Source organism: Conyzicola nivalis (genome assembly GCF_040548875.1).
GTDB lineage: Bacteria > Actinomycetota > Actinomycetes > Actinomycetales > Microbacteriaceae > Conyzicola > Conyzicola nivalis_A.
Window position 1 is genome coordinate 532,152 of sequence record NZ_JBEPSJ010000001.1, and the last position, 15,844, is coordinate 547,995.

Below are 15,844 nucleotides of genomic sequence, written 5' to 3' on the forward strand. Positions count from 1 at the left end.
GAATCGTGAGCGACCGGATTTGACCGCGTACAATCGAAGCCAGCGAACCGCCCGGTTCCCTGTAAACACAAGGGAATCCGAGGGTTTTCGGAGACATTCGGCAACGATCAAAATAGGGCCTGAACCCTCCAAGGGGTCGCAGGTTCAAATCCTGTCGGCCCGACAGAATGTCGTAGACGCAGGCCGCTCGCCATTCGGCATGTCCGATGCGAACGGCACGGACGGGCATGCCGACCCGCTCACGGAATTGTGCTCCCTATCGGGCGGGAACCAGGGCTGCCGCCGCGGTCCGGTACGGGAGCATGAGGGCCGCCGAGGCGAGCCAGATGAGCCCGACGATGCTGAGTAGGACGCCACCGTCGATACCGACGAAGGGCGCTATGAGTGCCGCACCGAGCGCTCCCGCGGCGGCTCGGAGTCCGGATCCGACTGTGAAGACCTGGGCTCGGACGGGGGCGACGCTGTTGATCGTGCGCAGTTCGAACATCGCTGCGACGCTCGGCGCCGAGAACACGCCGGACAGCCCGACGAAGACGATCGTCCACGCGAGGGAGGCGTTGAGGGCGCCGATGACGGTGAGTATTCCGGTGAGGGCGAAGCCCCAGGCCATGACGAGCGCTGGGGGCAGCTTCTCGATCGGCCGGATCGCGACGGCGACGGCGCTCACGAGAGTGCCCACGGAGAACGCCGTGACGATCCATCCGCCGGTCTCCGCCTGATGCCAGTGCTGCAGCGAGAACACGACTGCCGCGATCGGGAAGGCACCGGCTCCGATCTGGGTGAGGGTGCTGGACGCAGTCACGAGCAGGAGCGGTCGGTGCCGCACGAGATAGACGGCGCCCTGTGTCATCCGCCTCCACAATCCGTCCGACCTCCCGTGGGAGTGCCGCTGTGGTCGAAGCGCCAGCATCACGAGGGCCCCGGCGAGAGCGGCGGCGGCGAGCGACAGCGCCGCCCAGCGCGGTGAGGCGATCGCGATGACAACGGAGCACAGTGCCGGGCCTCCGACACCGGCGATGCTGTATGCGAGAGTGTCGGTGGCGTACGCCGTGCGCTCCGGGGCGATCAGGCCCGTGACGAAGCTCGACAGCCCGCCCATGAGGACGGGCGTCGCGCAGCCCGCCGCGACCAGCGCGAGCACAACGGCGCCGAAGGGGACCGACCCGAGCAGGGCGGCCGTCGCGTACCCGCCGGCCGACACCACGCCGGCTCCGAAGAGGTAGAGGCGGGGATGTCTGGCCGAGTCCAGCACGGCGCCGACGAGCGGTGAGAACACCACCGTCGGAGCCAGGGCCGCCGCGACGAGGACTGCTCCGGCCGACAGGTCGTCCAGCTCGCGCAACGCGAGGATCGGGAATACGACGACTCCGCCCGCCGCGGCGATGCGCGACAGCACAGCTGCGACGAGGAATGTGAGGACCTGCACCCAGCCATCCTCCCGTTTGGCTCCGACATCGAGTTCTCGCCTATCATCCCAGCCGCGGCGCCAGCGACGTGGGAGGAGGCGGTCGAGGCCGACGCGCCGCACGTCAGCCAGGCCGGGGTACAGGACTGTCCTCCACCGCTTGTCCTCCTCGACAACGCTGCCGCGATGCGCAAGGCTCAGAGCAGTCGGCGGCATGTCAGGCCCGCCGTGAGACGCCGGCGGCACCCCGACGGCCGGCGTCCGTAAATCGGGGGTGCCCAGTGTCCAGCCCAATCTCAGTTTCCCAGACCGGCCTCGACGCGGGCCGGCGACCACGACGCGCCCGCCTCGCCAGGGTGGTCCTCGCCGCGGCGACGGTGGCGGCCCTCGCGCTCGCGGCGCCGCCGCCAGCGAGCGCCGATCCGTGGACGCCGGGCGCGCGCCAATACGCGGGCGTCGGCGCCGCATCCACGTCCCTCCTCTGGGACGTCCTGAGCAACGGCCGTGCGAACATCGCCGACGGTACGCCCCAGGCTCCGGATGTCGCATCGTTCGACCCCACCGGCAGCGCCACGATCGTCACGAAGCCGGGCGCCGCACCGATTCCGCGCCCTGCTACCGAGGCCGCGGGCTTCGCGGCGCTCCGCGACTACCCCGAACAGGTCGACTTCGTGCGTTCCGCGAACCGTCCGGTGAACATCGCCGGCATCGCCGACGACGCCGTTACGTACCTGCCGATCGGGCGGGATGCGGTGAGCGTGGCCGGGTTCCGCCTGGCGCGCGGGCTAGACAACCTCACACGGGAGGAGCTCACCGCGATCTACACCTGCACCTCGGCGGGCAACGTGCGCACCTCGGTCTTCGGCGCGAACGCTGTGGTGGTCTACGACGACGGAGCGTACATCCTCCAGCAGCTGCGCCCGCAGCTGCCCGCGGCGGGCACAGACGTGCGCGCCTTCTTCCTCCGTGCCATCGGTGTGACGGAACCCGGCGCGTGCGTCCGCGGGGACTCGACGACGCCCGAGAACGACGCGCGCGTGCTGAGCGTGCAGGGGCAGATCATCCCGTTCCTCGCATCGCAGTGGATCGCGCAGAAGAACAACATGGTGAACCGCACGATGACCGTCGACGTCCACACGCTGTTGAAGATCAACGGCGAACGCCCCATCGACGACCGGTACAACCCCGACCAGCCTCCCCTCATGCCCGGACCGCTGTTCGGGCGCGGGGCATACCCACCCGGCACGCAGCGCGGCGTCTTCACACGCGACGTCTACGCCATCATCCGCACCGCCGAGCTCGAGTCACCACTCACCGCGGCCCTCACCGCGCCACTCGCGACCGGCACCGGCCAGCTCGCGCTCAACCGGTCCGGGTACAAACGGGTCGACTACCTCGGTGACCCGCGTCAGTTCTTGGGGGCGGCGTACCCAGAGTGACAGTCGCGGGTGGTTGGCTTGAAAGTCAACCGCGCGCCGTCGCGACCGCCGCGGCCACCGCCGACTCGTTGTACTCGTTCATAAACAATGGGCCGGGTGCTTCGCTCAGAACGGCGGTAGACAGATCACCGGTGTCGAAAGGCACGAGCCCCGCGTCGGCGATCAATCCTGCGACGGTGTCCTTGGCCCGGTTGTCGTCGCCGGCGATGAAGACCACGACGGGAGTCTCCCGCATGGCCGAGGCGGCCTGCTCTACTGACACGTTGTGAAGCGCTTTGACCACCAGTGCATCACGGAACAGTTCTGCAACCTTCTCCGAAGCGGTGCTCGTTCCGAGATCGACCAGCCCGGTGCGCTCCGGATTGAAAGGATTGGTGGTGTCGACCACCACCTTTCCGGATACCGGACCGAGGAGCGCGGCCGCGTGCTCGATCTGCTCGAATGGCGGCGCGAAAATAACCACGTCCGAGAACGCCGCCACATCCTCCACCTCGAGCACGTACGCCCTCGCACCCAGCAGGCCGACGAAGGACTCGAGGCGGCCGACATCTCTCACGTAGCTGAACGCGACCTCGTGGCCTCGCTTCACCCACTCCTCGCCATACAGCCTGCCCACGTTGCCCGCGCCCACGATTCCGATTCTCATTCCGCTCCCCGCCCTGTCATTCACTTCGACTATCGAAGTGGGTCGAAAGTATCACTTCGATTATCGAAGCGCAAGCGGTATTGTGGACCCCATGTCGAGCACACCACTCCCGGGAAGACCAGCCAAGGGTTCGCGCACGGGCAGGCCGCTGTTCGCGCTACTCGACCTCATGACGCGGCGATGGAGCATGAGAATCGTCTGGGAGCTGCAGGGCCGCGATCTCACGTTCCTGGAGCTCCAACGAGAGTGCGACGGGATGTCTTCGTCGACGTTGACTCTCCGACTTCGTGAACTCACCGAGGCGAGGGTGGTCGCTCGCCACCAGGACGGTTCCTACGCGTTGTCCCCGCTGGGTTCATCCCTCCCCGCTGCGTTCGGGCCGCTCGTCTCCTGGGCGGAGGAGTGGGCTGCGGCTACCGCATCCGATCAACCGGCAGCCGAGGTCGGGGACCCCGCGAACACCGACATCTCTCCCGCCGCAACATAGAGATACATCACGCACTGTCCGTGAGAAACGGCTCATGGCGGTAGCCCGAGGCAGCCACGATGGCCACAGTCGATTCGGGGACTTCCTGGAAGACGCCGGGCAAGTCGTTGAGGGGTTCGGAGACGACGAGTCGGTCGCCCGGCGCGAACAGTTTGAGCCGCTCGGCGTCTGGGTACATCTCGCGCAGCGTCTCCACGTCGACGGAGTGGAACAATGAACGGGTGCGCCCCTGCGAGGAGTAGCGGAACGCCCAGATAGTCACACCGTCGGTGATCGCGACCGTGCCCTGCATGGGGAACGCGATACCGTGATCGTGTCCCACCATCTCGACCATGCGGATTGCCGCTCCCATCGCCGCCACCGGGTCGTCCATGAGCCCCAGCGTCAACGCGAGGTAGAACAGCACCTCGGAGTCGGTCGTGCCCAGGATGTGCGGGTAGAGAGAAGGATCGACGGCGAACGTCAGATCCCGCTTCACCCGTGAGAAGTCGGCCAGCGCGCCGTTGTGCATGAACATCCAGTTCTTGTACCTGAACGGGTGGCAGTTGGTCTGCTGGATCGGAGGTGCGATGGCCGCGCGAACGTGGCTGAAGAACAACGGGCTCCGAACGCTCCGCGTCAGCTCTCGCAGGTTCTGGTCGTTCCAGGCCGGTTCGATGCTGTGGAAATACGCCGGCTCGGCCCCGGGCTGGCCCTCCGGATACCAGCCGAACCCGAACCCGTCACCATTGACGGTCTCCTTGCCGAGCGGTGAGTTCAGCGCTTGAGCGACCAGCGAATGTTGTGCGTCCAGAATGACGGTGGAGGGTTGAAGCGCCCCACCCGAGTAGGCCAGCCATCGACACATATTCGCCTTCCCTTCGTCGTGATGGGCGGATGCGCCAACAGTAGATTCGGGCGCGAGCCCGGGGCGTCATCCAGAGGGGATGATCCCGCGTCTTCACCGTGTCACTGACTGTCGCTCGCGAGCTCCTGGAGTGTTCGCGGTGTGCTGCCGCCGGCGAGAAGCCTGCCGAGGTGCGGCAGCCCTCCGCTCTGGAACGCGGCGCGCTGCCGCTCCGCACCGGTCCCGTCGGCGCGCAGTCTGGCGACGGCATCCGTCGTCGCCTCGAGGTCGCCCGCCTCCTCGAGCTCCCCGCGGAGCATCCGAAGCAGACCGTTCAGGCATTCTCCCGCGGGGGCGAGCGCCCCCGTCAACGGATTGAACACGTCGCGCCGCATGCCGAAGTGTGCCGCATGCAGGATCGCCGCCGAGAGGAGCTCGGTCGGCATTCCCGCCGAATCATCCGCCGCGGCGCTCTCGGCCGACGGGACATCCAGCGCGTGCGTCACGAATGCGCGACACAGTGCGGCGACGAGGAGTGTGGTCTCCGTGTGAAGCTGCGCGTCCGCCATCCTGAACTCGATGGTGGGCAGGTGCTCCGACAGGCGGACGTCCCACATGATCACCGCACGATCGAGGGTGCCGCCCATGCCGAGCAACCGCGACACGCGCCGTTCGTAGTCCGCGGCGTCGATGAACGCGGGCGGCGATCCGGAGGTGGTCCAGCGGCGCAGCAGCACCGTCCGCCAGCTGTCATACCCCGTGTCATGGCCCCTCCAGAGCGGCGAGTTCGACGCGAGGGCCGTGAGGAGCGGAAGCCACGGACGCACCGCGTTCAGTGCGATGACGCCGTGGTCGCGGCTCGGAACGGCCACGTGCACGTGGAGGCCGCTCAGTTGATGATCGGCGATGACGCCGTCCATCTCGCGCACGATCCGGTGGTACCGCTCGAGGTCGGTGATGGCGGGAAACGGCGTGGTGTCGGGCGGAGTGCCGATGCTCGCCGCAATGGCACCGAGTCCGGCGCCCTCGCGCGCGATCAACCGGCGAAAGCCGTCGAGCGCGGCGCCCGCGTCGTCCAGGGTCTCGAACACGGTCGAGGCGTGCTCGATCTGCGACGCCAGGAACTCCCGATGGGTGACCGCACGCCACTGGGGATCCGCAGCGAGCCGGTCGAAGACTCGAGCTCCGACGTCGGCCGGGCGCAGCGTCTCCGGGTCGAGGAACTGGAACTCCTCCTCAATGCCGAACGTCCTCACGCTGACCTCGACTTCGCGTCAATTGGCTTCACAGTTGATCGGGTGCATTGGACTGTGCGCCGCGCCCCAGCGAGACGTCTTCACCCGGACCGAATGACCCGGTCGTCAGCGCCGTCGGGTCGTGCGCGCGCGGTCGTGCTCAGCGCCTGGAGCGCAAGCGCCGGTGCAGGGCGAACAGGCGTGGCACAACGAGGTACACGGCGAGCGGCACGACGATCAGAGTCAGCACGAGCGCACGCAGAACGGGGTGCCAATCGACGGTGATCGGCGCCATCACGGTCATGCCGACGGCGACGAGGGGGAAGATGGCCAGCCAGGTGAGAGCCGCACGCACGTGCACGTTCGGCGGAGCCGGGGTGCCGGGACGTTCGGCGGGCGCTGCCGCGGTTGCGTTAGGGCGTGCGCGTGTCATCTCTTCCTCCGGCTGGGCGTTCGCACTGAATCTAACACCGGTAGACCGTCTGGTTTTCCTGCCGCGCGTCGGCGTACTCTGGGCCCGTGCCGTTGACTCCCGACGATTACCGAAAGCCCCTCGCGCACGCCACAGCGCACGCCGCCGACTGGCTCGACTCCCTTCCCTCCCGCCCGATCGGTCCGCGAGAGAATATCGAGCAGCTCGAGGCCGCGTTCGCCATGGAGCTGCCGGAGGGACCGACGGATGCCACGGACGTCGTCGACGAACTCGCACGGCTCGCGCAACCGGGCCTCATGGCGATCGGCTCTGGCCGGTTCTTCGGCTGGGTGATGGGCGGCACGTTGCCTGCGGCACTGGCATCGGACTGGATGGTCAGCGCCTGGGACCAGAACAACGGCCTGCGTTACGCGACTCCCGCCGCCGCAGCGATCGAGGAGCGTGCCGGTGCGTGGATTCTCGACCTCCTCGGTCTTCCCCCCTCGAGCTCGATCGGATTCACCACCGGCGGCACGATGGCGAATTTCGTCGGGCTTGCCTCCGGGCGAGGCGCCGTCCTCGAAGCCGCGGGATGGAATGTCAACCGCGACGGTCTGACGGGTGCGCCGAAGGTGACCGTGCTGGCGGGCCGCGAGGTGCACAGCTCGGTGGAGCTCGTCCTGCGCTATCTGGGCCTGGGGGAGCCGACCCTGGTCGCCTCCGACGACCAGGGGCGAATACGGCTCGATGCCCTCGCCGACGCTCTCGACGCGGTGTCGGGTCCGCTGATCGTCTCGCTCCAGGCCGGCAATCTCCACTCCGGCGCCTTCGACCCTCTCGCCGAGGCGATTCGCATGGCCCATGCCCACGGAGCGTGGGTGCACGTCGACGGTGCATTCGGACTGTGGGCGGCGGCGAGCCCGCGTTGGAACGACGCCCTCGACGGTCTCCACGCTGCCGACTCCTGGGCCACCGATGCCCACAAGACGCTCAACGTGCCCTACGACTGCGGCGTCGCGATCGTCGCGCGGGCCGGCGCGGCGACGTCGGCGTTCACGTCGCACACCAGTTACTTCATCCGGGACGACGCGGGCGTCGCCGACCCGATGGACCGCGTGCCGGAGCTCTCGAGACGGTCGCGAGGTATTCCCGTGTGGGCGGCGCTCCGCTCACTGGGGCGCAGCGGCGCCGTGGCGCTCGTCGAGGGACTGGCGGCGAATGCGCGAGCCCTCGCAGAGGGTCTGGCGTCGATCCCCGGCGTCGAGGTGCTCAACGACGTCGTGTTCACGCAGATCACGGTGGCGTTCGGCTCCGACGAGCGCACGAGGGCCGTCACCCGGGCTTTGATCGACGACGGCGTCGTGTGGATGTCGGGATCGAGATGGGCGGGACGGGAGGTACTGCGCATCTCCGTCAGCAACTGGTCGACGGATGCGGCGGACGTGGCGAGGTCGGTCGACGCCGTCGCTCGCGCGGTCGCCCGTTGATCGGAGGATGATCTCCGGGCTAGCCGCGCGCGTTGCGCGCCGCGGCGACGAGCACCGCGTCGAGTTCAGGACCGGTGGTGTCGTGCCCGGCCCCGGCTATCTCCACCAGACGGGCGTTGGGCAGCAGCGAGCAGATCTCGACCGAGGCACTGCGCGGACTGCGGGCGTCGGCGGTGCCACGCACGACTACGGTCGGGGTCTGGATCGACGGTAGATCCGGGCGCAGATCCGGCACCATGACGTCGATGACGGCCGCCGTTGTCGCCGGACGCCAGTCGTCGAGGAGGCTCCGCGCCTGTGCGCGTCGCCGTCGCGGCGCGTCGGCCGGGTACACGGTATCGAGGAGGTTGTCCGCCCACTCCTCGACGGGGTGTTCCATCGTGAACCGGCTCGCCGCGACGCGCTGCTCGAGCGACGCGGCGTCCAGAGATCCGCCCCAACCGGCGTACGCGCCGACCAGCACGAGGCCTCCGACGGATTGCGGATGATCGCGGGCGAGCAGCAGCGCGAACACCGACCCCAGCGAGAACCCCGCGACAGCGGGCGCCGTCAGGCTCAGCGCGGAGACGAATCCGGATGCCGCATCCGCCCAGTCGACGGCGCCCCACCCCGGCGGCACGTCGTCCGAGGCACCGCACCCGGGGGCATCCCACGCTACGAGGTCGACGTAACGGGCGAGGCGGTCGAACTCGTCGGCCCAGATCCGCGAGTCTTCGAATGCGCCGTGGAAGAGCACGAGAGCGGGCCCGCTCCCGCGCCGCCGGTACGCGATGCGCACCCCGTCGACGACCACCTCGGCCATACCCGCGAGGCTACTCCTCCGTGCTGCCTGCCTGACAGAGCGCTCATGGCAGATCGCAACCCTGGATAACCCCTCGGCTATCGACCCGTCTCGGCGAGAAGACTGGAGTCGAGCTTCTCGAGGAGATCGACGACGTCGTCGTACACTTCCGCGGCGCCCGCCGAAACGAGCTCTTCCCGACCGAACCCTCCACTGAGAACCCCGATGCTCCTGACACCCGCCCGTGTGGCCGCCCCCATGTCCCATACCGAGTCGCCCACCATCACCGCAGCGTCGGCGGATGCCCCGGCCCGGTCGAGCGCGACATGGATGATGTCGGGGTCGGGTTTGGCCGTGCCCACATCTTCGGCGGACGTCACCGCCTGCACGGCGTCGTCCACGTCGAGCACGCCGAGGAGGATCTTCAGCTCGCCCTCCGGCGCGGACGTCGCGAGGACCACCGAATGACCTCTCCGCGCGAGCTCGGCGAGCAGCTCGTCCGCGCCCGAGATTGCGCGCAGCCGGTCGGTGCTCTCCATGTAGACGGCCGTGTGACGCTCCTTCGCGTCGTCGCCGAGAGCGGATGCATCGTCACCGAGCAGGGTTTCCAGCAACTTGCCCGAGTCCATGCCGATGGCGCGGTGGATCTTCCAGAGATCGACGGGATGCCCGACGCCCGTGAAGGCCCGATCCCACGCGTCGATATGGAGATAGTTCGAGTCGACCAGGGTCCCGTCGATGTCGAAGAGGACCGCCGCGCGGGCGGGGGTGTCGTTTTCTCTCATGGTTCGGCCTATCAGTGCGCGAAGTTGCCGCGGTAGTACTCGTAGACCCACCCGACCAGGGAGATGACGAGGAACCCGGCTCCGATGAAGGCGACCCAGAACCCCACGGCGACGCCGAGGAAGACGAGGGCGAGGGATGCGGCGAGCGTGACGGGCCACCAGCTCCACGGGCTGAAGAAGCCCTGCTCGGCTTCGCCGTCGTCGATGTGGGCGTCGACGCGGTCCTCGGGCAGCTCGCCGCCCTGGGTCGAGTGGATGCGGCCGACGAAGAATGCGATGAGTGCCGAGGCCGCGCCCGCGAGGAGCAGTCCGATGGTTCCCGCGTACTCGACGACGACGTCGGTCTTTCCGCCCGCCCCCGGGTCTTGTGCGAGGTCTTGTGCGCCGTACAGGAGGGTCCACACCGTGTACACCGCCGAAAGCGCGGTGAAGAACGCGGCCAGGATCCAGAACAGCCGTGCGTTGACACCCATAAATACTCCTCAGATTGCGGTGACCCCATCCAATCTGCATCGGGAGCCGAAATTCTGGGCGTTGACATCCGTGAGCCGCACACGCATAGGTGTCGGCGAGCGGAGTCGGTCTACAACATGATCTGCTCGCCGTCGGTGAGGAGAATCCAACGCTCCGCCTCGCGACCGGTCGCGACCACCTCGAACCGGTCGGCATCCGCGAGAAGACCCACGTCCAGTCCCGTCACCGCGCCGATGTCCGACACCGGCACCTGGAAAGTGAGGAAGGGCCCGAGAGGCGGGGGAGTCTCGCCGCCGGCGACGTCGCGGAGACCCAGGTCGATGGCGTCGAGCGACGGGCCCTGGTCCAGGAGAAAGCCGGCCGACCGCAACTCCGGTGCGGCGCTGCCGTCGACAGCCATCCAGGCCGCGATCTTCCAGAACCGGCGCGGTATCCGGATTCCCCGATAGACGATGTCGTCGTCGGCCAGCACCGGCCCGGTGAAGACGCTGATCTTCTGCTCGTGGGCGCTCGCGTACTCGAGAACGTGGTCCTCGAGCCCCACCCAAAGATTGGGGCCCTGGTTGAACGGCGCCGCCTGCGGTGCGGCGTTGGTGAACACGAACGTCGCGTCGTTGGCGGCCGCGGCCACATCCGGTGCGCCCCAGACGGGATCGCGCCGCCGCACGAGGTGGCCCCGGTCGAGGTCGTTGCGCGCGTAGAGCGCCTCGCCGGCCTGGTCGGACGCGGGGACCCGCGGGTCGAGCCGCCAGTCGTCGGCGCGCTTCAGGTCGAGAAGTGCGGCGCCGTCGATGTTCACGCCGGTGGCGGCAGCGAGACGGCGCGCGGGGTCGAGAAGGATGGTGAAGTGGATGTACGGCAGCTCGACGACCTCGCGCCCGTCGACCGGACGTGGCAGGGGGAGGTCGGCGGTCAGGAAGTCGGAACGGTAGCCATCGGCGATCAATGCCATGAACGACAGTGTGCCATCAACGTGGCGCCGATCTCGCGCGCACGTGTGCGCTCTCACCCTGCTTTCCGAAAAGGCTGAGCACCTCGGCCGCGTTGCCGTAAGCCGAGCCGAACCAGTGCGGCAGCCGGGTGTCGAACTCGGCGACCTCTCCTGCGCCGAGGGTGAGGTCGTTGTCGCCGAGTATCAGCCGCATGCGTCCCGACAACACGTACAGCCACTCGTATCCCTCGTGCGTGCGGGGCTCGGGCTCTGTCTGGCTTCCGGGGATGACGATCTTCCACGCCTGCAGGCCGCCCGGGTTGGGGGTGAGCGGGATCACCGTCCGGCCGTTCACCCGGCGCGGCCTGAGCCGAACCCGAGGGTCGCCGACCTCCGGTGCCCCGACCAGGTCGTCCAAGGGGATGCGGTAGGCGAGGGCGAGAGGCAGCAGCAGCTCGAGGCTCGCCCTGCGCTGACCCGTCTCCAGTCGCGACAGCGTGCTCTGGGAGATGCCGGTGGTCTCCGACAGCTCGGTGAGTGTGATGCCGTGCTGCGAACGCAGCCTCTTGAGCCGCGGACCGACGGCCTCGAGCGCGGAGGAGATGATCGCGGAGTGTTCCATGCCACCATCCCACCGCACGAATCCCGGAAACGGCAACAAACTTTGCCGTTTCCGGTGGGCGGAGGTCAGGGTTGAGACCAAGCGGGCTCGACACATCGTGGTCGCGACATCCACTCTCACTCACCGGCAAGGAGCATCAACGCATGTCCACAGCACCCGCAACGACCCAGGTCGGGCCCCCGACGAAACACCAGCTGGCCCTGATGATCTGGATCGCCGTCTTCCCCACGCTCACCGTTCTCAACCTGGTGCTGGGCGCTCTCATCTCCGAGCTGCCGATGGTGGTACGAACGCTGATCCTCGCAACCATCGCCGTGCCGATCGTGATCTACGGGATCATGCCGCATCTGCACAGAGCTCGCCGCGCACTGCTCAGCCGCCGCTCCTGAACCTCCGCGTCACCGCCCACGCGGACGGCGCAGCACGAGCATCAAGCCCACCACGAGCACCGGCCCCGCGAAAACCAGAGGATCGAGCCAGATGTGCTTGAGGTCGGCACGGCCCCGCCCGAACCGCGACGCGATCGGGTGGTAGCGGCGCTCGCCCAGCACGCCCGACTCGGCGATCATGTTGTCGGGGCGGCCCTGACGCACCGAGCTCACGTGCGAACCGATGGCGTCGACGCGGTCTCCGAGCACCAGCAACAGCCAGTGGGCAGCTCGGGCCTCGCTGAAACGCTCGTAGGCGAACCGACGGATCGCGCCGGACGGGCCGTGCAGCGGGGCTACTGTTCCGAACACGGGGGTGAGCCGCTCGTGCTCGATCGACCGCTCACGCGGCTGTAGCTCTGGCTGGTTCTCGGGGATGTCCCAGTGGGCGCCCGTGACCAGGTCTGTGCGCTCGCGCGGCACCGACGGGCGGTCGGCCGGGTCGAGGTCGGCTCCCCAGCCGGGGATACGGGCGCGCAGTTCGTCGGAGGAGGGGCGGCGGTGCTGATTGGCTTCGTATGGCATTGTCGTGGCTCCTAGTCGCCGGTGGTGATGACGGTCTTGATGCAGTCGTCGAGCTTCGCCGAGAACAGGTGGTAGCCCTCTGCGATGTGCTCGAGCGGAATGCGGTGGGTGATGATGTCGCGGGGAGACAGGTGCCCGGCCTGGATGTGCTCGAGCAGCCGGGGCCACTGCCGCTTGGCCGGCGCCTGGTTCATGCGGAGCGTGAGCCCCTTGTTCATCGCGTCGCCGAATTTGACGGCGCTGAACAGGGGACCGTAGGCGCCCATCACCGAGACGGTTCCGCCCTTGCGCACTCCGTCGATCGCCCAGTTCAGGGCCACGGGCGACCCGCCCTGCAGCTTCAGCTTGGCCGCCGAGATGTGCTGCAGCAGGTTGCCGTCGGCCTCGGCACCGACGGCCTCGATCACGACGTCGGCGCCGAGGCCGAATGTCTGCTTTTTGAGCTCGACGACGATGTCGTCGACCTCGGTGAAGCTGATCGTCTCGGCGAAGGCGAACTCGCGTGCCTTCTCCAGGCGGTAGTCCAGGTGGTCGACGACGATGACCCGCCCGGCACCCATCAGCCAGGAGGAGCGTGCGGCGAACAGCCCCACCGGTCCCGCGCCGAGCACCACCACGGTGTCGCCCTCGACGATGTCGCCGAGCTGGGCGCCGAAGTACCCCGTCGCGAGGGCGTCGGTCATCAACAACGCGTCTTCCTCGTGCAGCCAGTCGGGGATGATCGACGGCCCGACGTCGGCGAGCGGCACGCGCACGAACTCTGCCTGCCCGCCGTCGTAGCCGCCGCAGGTGTGCGAGTAGCCGTAGATGCCGCCGACGGCCGTCGCATTCGGATTCACGTTGTGGCAGTTGGAGTACAGGCCTTTGGCGCAGAAGTAGCAGGTACCGCAGTAGATGTTGAAAGGGACCATCACCCGGTCGCCCGGCTTCAGGTTCTCCACCGACGGGCCGACCTCGTGCACGACGCCGATGAACTCGTGGCCGAAGGTCATTCCCACGCGGGTGTCCGGCATCATGCCGTGATAAAGATGCAGGTCGCTCCCGCAGATCGCTGCCCTTGTCACCCGTACGATGGCATCGTTGGGGTGCTCGATCTTCGGGATGTCCTTCTCTTCGACTCGGACCTTGTACGGCCCCCGGTACACCATCGCTCGCATTCGTCGCTCCTCGGTTCACGTCGACTGGCTGTCGAACGCTCTCGAGTCGAACACCGCGGGTTCGCGAATCCTAGGGGGTTGCGCCACCGCAGGCCCATGGGCCAGCGTCGTCGGAGACGGGATGCGCGGACGGCGAGAGGGGGAGATGATGACCCGCGGGCTGGCGACCGCCATGTGGACGGCGATACTCCTGCTCATCGCCATCGTGCTGGTCTTCGCGGGCATGCGCGTGGCGGACGACCTGCCCCTCGTCGTCTCCGGAGTGCCCGCCGAGCTGGGGAGTTTCGGGGAACGCTACGTCGCCAACCCGTGGTTGGCCTACCCACACATCGTGCCGGGGGTGCTCTACCTGGTCGGGGCGCCGCTGCAGTTGTCGCGGCGGTTCCGCACCCGCCACTTCGCCTTCCACCGCCGATTCGGCAGGGTGCTGATCGTCCTCGGGATCACGAGCGGCGTCTTCGCGCTCGTGTTCGGAGTTCCCTTCGCATTCGGAGGCGCCTGGCAGTCGCTCGCGGCGGCAGTCTTCGGATCCTGGTTCCTGGTGGCGCTGCTGCTGGCCTTCCGCGCGATCCGTCGACGCGACGTGCGGATGCACCGGCGGTGGATGATCCGTGCCTTCGCCGTCGGTCTCGGAGTGGGCACCATCCGGATCTGGGTCGGTCTTTTCGCGTTGCTCGACCTGGCGTCACTGCGAGATAGCTTCGCCCCGGCGTTCTGGCTGGGGCTCTCGATGCACGTCCTCGCGGCGGAGGCCTGGCTCTGGTGGCGTCCGAATGCGAACGGCAGACCGCGGAGATCGGTGCTTCCGTAGGTCTACTTCTGGCGGCGCACCATCTCGGCGATCCAGACTGGCGCGAACGGCGACGTGCAGTCCGGGGGAGTCGGGTAGTCCTTGAGCACCTCGAGGCGCTCGCCGATGGCGACGGCGCGCTCACGGTGCTCGGGGTGCGTGATCCCGATCTGGGCGAGGCACGTGTTCATCGCCCACTGCAGCCGGTCGGGCTCCGTCTTCATCCGCGCCTCGATGATGTCGAGCAGCCCCGACAGGTCGAGGCCTTCCGGGCGCTTCACTACCCTGTCCGACGTGAGCGCCCAGCCGGCGCTCGCCACGATCGGATCGGGGTCGGTGAACCACCGCAGCCGCAGTTCCTCGGCCCGCGGGTGCTTTTTCACGACGTAGTTGACGAGCCAGTCCTGCACCTTCGGCGCAGGGGCGTCGCGCAGCATGGAGTCGAGCTCGTCGAGCTCGAACGCCTTCGGGCTGCAGATCAGAATGGCGAGCAGGCGGGCCGCCGTGTCGCCGGTGTCCCAGAGCTCGACCGCGAGCGGCTGTTGGGTCTTCAGCCGTTTGGCCACCGCGCGCAGCTTGGTCAGGTTGACGGCGTGGTCGTCGCCGTGCCGGAGATTTACCTCGAGAATGCGCGGGTCGGCGAGGTCTGCCAGCTCGGCCATCACCTCCGCGACGGTCGTCCCGGTCATCGTCTGCACCACTGCGGCCTCCCCTCTCTCGACTGCGTTCAGCCTACGACGAGGCCGCGCGGTCGGCCATCAGGCGGCGGGTCGCCGGCCGGATGCGCCCGGCGTTTCGGGATACGAATTCGTCGAGCCGAGCGGCGTCGATGCGCCGGATCTCGCGGAGGGCGGTGCCTACCGAGGTCTGCACGAAGTGCTCGTCGTCGTCGAGCAGCAGGTCGGCGAGGGCGAGCGGGTCGTCGAGGTCGCCGCTGCGGATGATCCAGAAGGCCGCCGTGATCGCCGTACGGCGCTCCCACGGGTCACCCGACCGCGCGAGGTCGAACAGGGGGGCGCGCGAACGGTGGAGGAGGTAGTCGCCGACGACGCGCGGTGCCGCGCGGTCGACGAGATCCCAGGTGTCGATGTGGCGGTGCTCGGCGAGGAACAGCTCGTAGATCGCGCTTCGGTCGTCCGTCGTCGCGGGCGATCGACGGGCGCGCGCGTCGAGGATGCTGACCGCGACGACACGCGCCTCGTACCAGGGCGACCGCAGCAGCAGCCGCACCTCGTCGAGGTCCATGGACGCCTGCTCGTTCGCGAGGTCGAATAGCCGTTTCATCCGCACCCCGATCACCTGCTCGCGGCTCACGCGCTTCACGATCTTGTCGAACTCGGCCGGGTCGGCGAGCTCGTGCAGCCGCAGCAGCACGTCGGCGGCCGAGCCGGGCGAAGCGTCGGGTGTCATGGGG

19 protein-coding genes are annotated in these 15,844 nt (G+C 68.3%); 5 read left to right on the top strand and 14 right to left on the bottom strand.

Translation table 11 applies throughout. The features are described 5' to 3' along the window. Positions 1–256 precede the first annotated feature (256 nt). Positions 257–1,426 carry an MFS transporter gene (locus ABIE21_RS02570; RefSeq protein WP_354023215.1) on the bottom strand — a complete coding sequence of 390 codons (1,170 nt, stop codon included), beginning with the start codon at positions 1,424–1,426 and terminating at the stop codon, positions 257–259. Between the two features lie 260 nt (positions 1,427–1,686). Between ABIE21_RS02570 and ABIE21_RS02575 the strand changes: the two genes are divergently transcribed. After that, positions 1,687–2,844, top strand: coding sequence for a hypothetical protein (locus ABIE21_RS02575; protein WP_354023216.1), 1,158 nt, complete (start codon positions 1,687–1,689; stop codon positions 2,842–2,844). A gap of 25 nt (positions 2,845–2,869) precedes the next feature. On the opposite strand, the gene ABIE21_RS02580 is transcribed toward ABIE21_RS02575, so the two are convergent. Next, positions 2,870–3,475 (bottom strand): NADPH-dependent F420 reductase, encoded by a 606-nt coding sequence (locus ABIE21_RS02580; RefSeq protein ID WP_354023217.1) that lies wholly within the window; start codon positions 3,473–3,475, stop codon positions 2,870–2,872. A gap of 184 nt (positions 3,476–3,659) precedes the next feature. Here ABIE21_RS02580 and ABIE21_RS02585 point away from each other — a divergent pair, with 184 nt between their 5' ends. Continuing rightward, a complete protein-coding gene (locus ABIE21_RS02585; protein WP_354024390.1) occupies positions 3,660–3,977 on the top strand; it encodes a winged helix-turn-helix transcriptional regulator in 318 nt (105 codons plus the stop codon). Between the two features lie 7 nt (positions 3,978–3,984). Here ABIE21_RS02585 and ABIE21_RS02590 read toward each other — a convergent pair whose 3' ends face one another. The 3 genes from ABIE21_RS02590 to ABIE21_RS02600 all read right to left on the bottom strand — a co-directional run bounded on the left by ABIE21_RS02590 (position 3,985) and on the right by ABIE21_RS02600 (position 6,471). Continuing rightward, positions 3,985–4,824: a class II glutamine amidotransferase gene (locus ABIE21_RS02590; RefSeq protein ID WP_354023218.1), complete on the bottom strand. Its 840-nt coding sequence runs from the start codon at positions 4,822–4,824 to the stop codon at positions 3,985–3,987. Positions 4,825–4,925: 101 nt separating this feature from the next. Beyond that, on the bottom strand, positions 4,926–6,059 hold the full coding sequence (locus tag ABIE21_RS02595; protein ID WP_354023219.1) for a carboxylate-amine ligase: 1,134 nt from the start codon (positions 6,057–6,059) through the stop codon (positions 4,926–4,928). 139 nt (positions 6,060–6,198) lie between these two features. Then, positions 6,199–6,471 (bottom strand): hypothetical protein, encoded by a 273-nt coding sequence (locus ABIE21_RS02600; RefSeq protein ID WP_354023220.1) that lies wholly within the window; start codon positions 6,469–6,471, stop codon positions 6,199–6,201. A gap of 86 nt (positions 6,472–6,557) precedes the next feature. Here ABIE21_RS02600 and ABIE21_RS02605 point away from each other — a divergent pair, with 86 nt between their 5' ends. Then, a complete protein-coding gene (locus tag ABIE21_RS02605; protein WP_436232298.1) occupies positions 6,558–7,937 on the top strand; it encodes a pyridoxal phosphate-dependent decarboxylase family protein in 1,380 nt (459 codons plus the stop codon). Positions 7,938–7,956: 19 nt separating this feature from the next. On the opposite strand, the gene ABIE21_RS02610 is transcribed toward ABIE21_RS02605, so the two are convergent. The 5 genes from ABIE21_RS02610 to ABIE21_RS02630 all read right to left on the bottom strand — a co-directional run bounded on the left by ABIE21_RS02610 (position 7,957) and on the right by ABIE21_RS02630 (position 11,530). Beyond that, on the bottom strand, positions 7,957–8,739 hold the full coding sequence (locus tag ABIE21_RS02610) for an alpha/beta fold hydrolase (RefSeq protein ID WP_354023221.1): 783 nt from the start codon (positions 8,737–8,739) through the stop codon (positions 7,957–7,959). 77 nt (positions 8,740–8,816) lie between these two features. Then, positions 8,817–9,503, bottom strand: coding sequence for an HAD family hydrolase (locus ABIE21_RS02615; RefSeq protein ID WP_354023222.1), 687 nt, complete (start codon positions 9,501–9,503; stop codon positions 8,817–8,819). Between the two features lie 11 nt (positions 9,504–9,514). After that, the gene (gene ctaF / locus ABIE21_RS02620; RefSeq protein WP_354023223.1) at positions 9,515–9,976 is read right to left on the bottom strand and encodes an aa3-type cytochrome oxidase subunit IV; all 462 of its coding nucleotides are present in this window, start codon (positions 9,974–9,976) and stop codon (positions 9,515–9,517) included. 110 nt (positions 9,977–10,086) lie between these two features. After that, complete coding sequence (locus ABIE21_RS02625; RefSeq protein ID WP_354023224.1) at positions 10,087–10,929, bottom strand: DNA/RNA non-specific endonuclease; 843 nt, start codon at positions 10,927–10,929, stop codon at positions 10,087–10,089. Between the two features lie 16 nt (positions 10,930–10,945). Then, on the bottom strand, positions 10,946–11,530 hold the full coding sequence (locus ABIE21_RS02630) for a helix-turn-helix domain-containing protein (protein ID WP_354023225.1): 585 nt from the start codon (positions 11,528–11,530) through the stop codon (positions 10,946–10,948). 143 nt (positions 11,531–11,673) lie between these two features. Here ABIE21_RS02630 and ABIE21_RS02635 point away from each other — a divergent pair, with 143 nt between their 5' ends. After that, positions 11,674–11,919: a hypothetical protein gene (locus tag ABIE21_RS02635; RefSeq protein WP_354023226.1), complete on the top strand. Its 246-nt coding sequence runs from the start codon at positions 11,674–11,676 to the stop codon at positions 11,917–11,919. Between the two features lie 9 nt (positions 11,920–11,928). On the opposite strand, the gene ABIE21_RS02640 is transcribed toward ABIE21_RS02635, so the two are convergent. Then, entirely contained in the window at positions 11,929–12,483 is a 555-nt protein-coding gene (locus ABIE21_RS02640) for a hypothetical protein (protein WP_354023227.1), read from the bottom strand. Between the two features lie 11 nt (positions 12,484–12,494). Continuing rightward, positions 12,495–13,640 carry a zinc-dependent alcohol dehydrogenase gene (locus ABIE21_RS02645; RefSeq protein WP_354023228.1) on the bottom strand — a complete coding sequence of 382 codons (1,146 nt, stop codon included), beginning with the start codon at positions 13,638–13,640 and terminating at the stop codon, positions 12,495–12,497. 148 nt (positions 13,641–13,788) lie between these two features. On the opposite strand from ABIE21_RS02645, the gene ABIE21_RS02650 reads away from it, so the two are divergent. Beyond that, positions 13,789–14,451, top strand: a complete 663-nt coding sequence (locus ABIE21_RS02650; RefSeq protein ID WP_354023229.1) for a DUF2306 domain-containing protein — start codon at positions 13,789–13,791, stop codon at positions 14,449–14,451. Between the two features lie 2 nt (positions 14,452–14,453). Here the strand turns inward: ABIE21_RS02650 and ABIE21_RS02655 are convergent, their stop codons facing one another. Together ABIE21_RS02655 and ABIE21_RS02660 are read right to left on the bottom strand one after the other, a co-directional pair. Beyond that, complete coding sequence (locus tag ABIE21_RS02655) at positions 14,454–15,119, bottom strand: DNA alkylation repair protein (RefSeq protein WP_354024392.1); 666 nt, start codon at positions 15,117–15,119, stop codon at positions 14,454–14,456. A 43-nt stretch (positions 15,120–15,162) separates the two neighbouring features. Then, positions 15,163–15,840, bottom strand: a complete 678-nt coding sequence (locus ABIE21_RS02660) for a DNA alkylation repair protein (protein WP_354023230.1) — start codon at positions 15,838–15,840, stop codon at positions 15,163–15,165. Positions 15,841–15,844 lie beyond the last annotated feature (4 nt).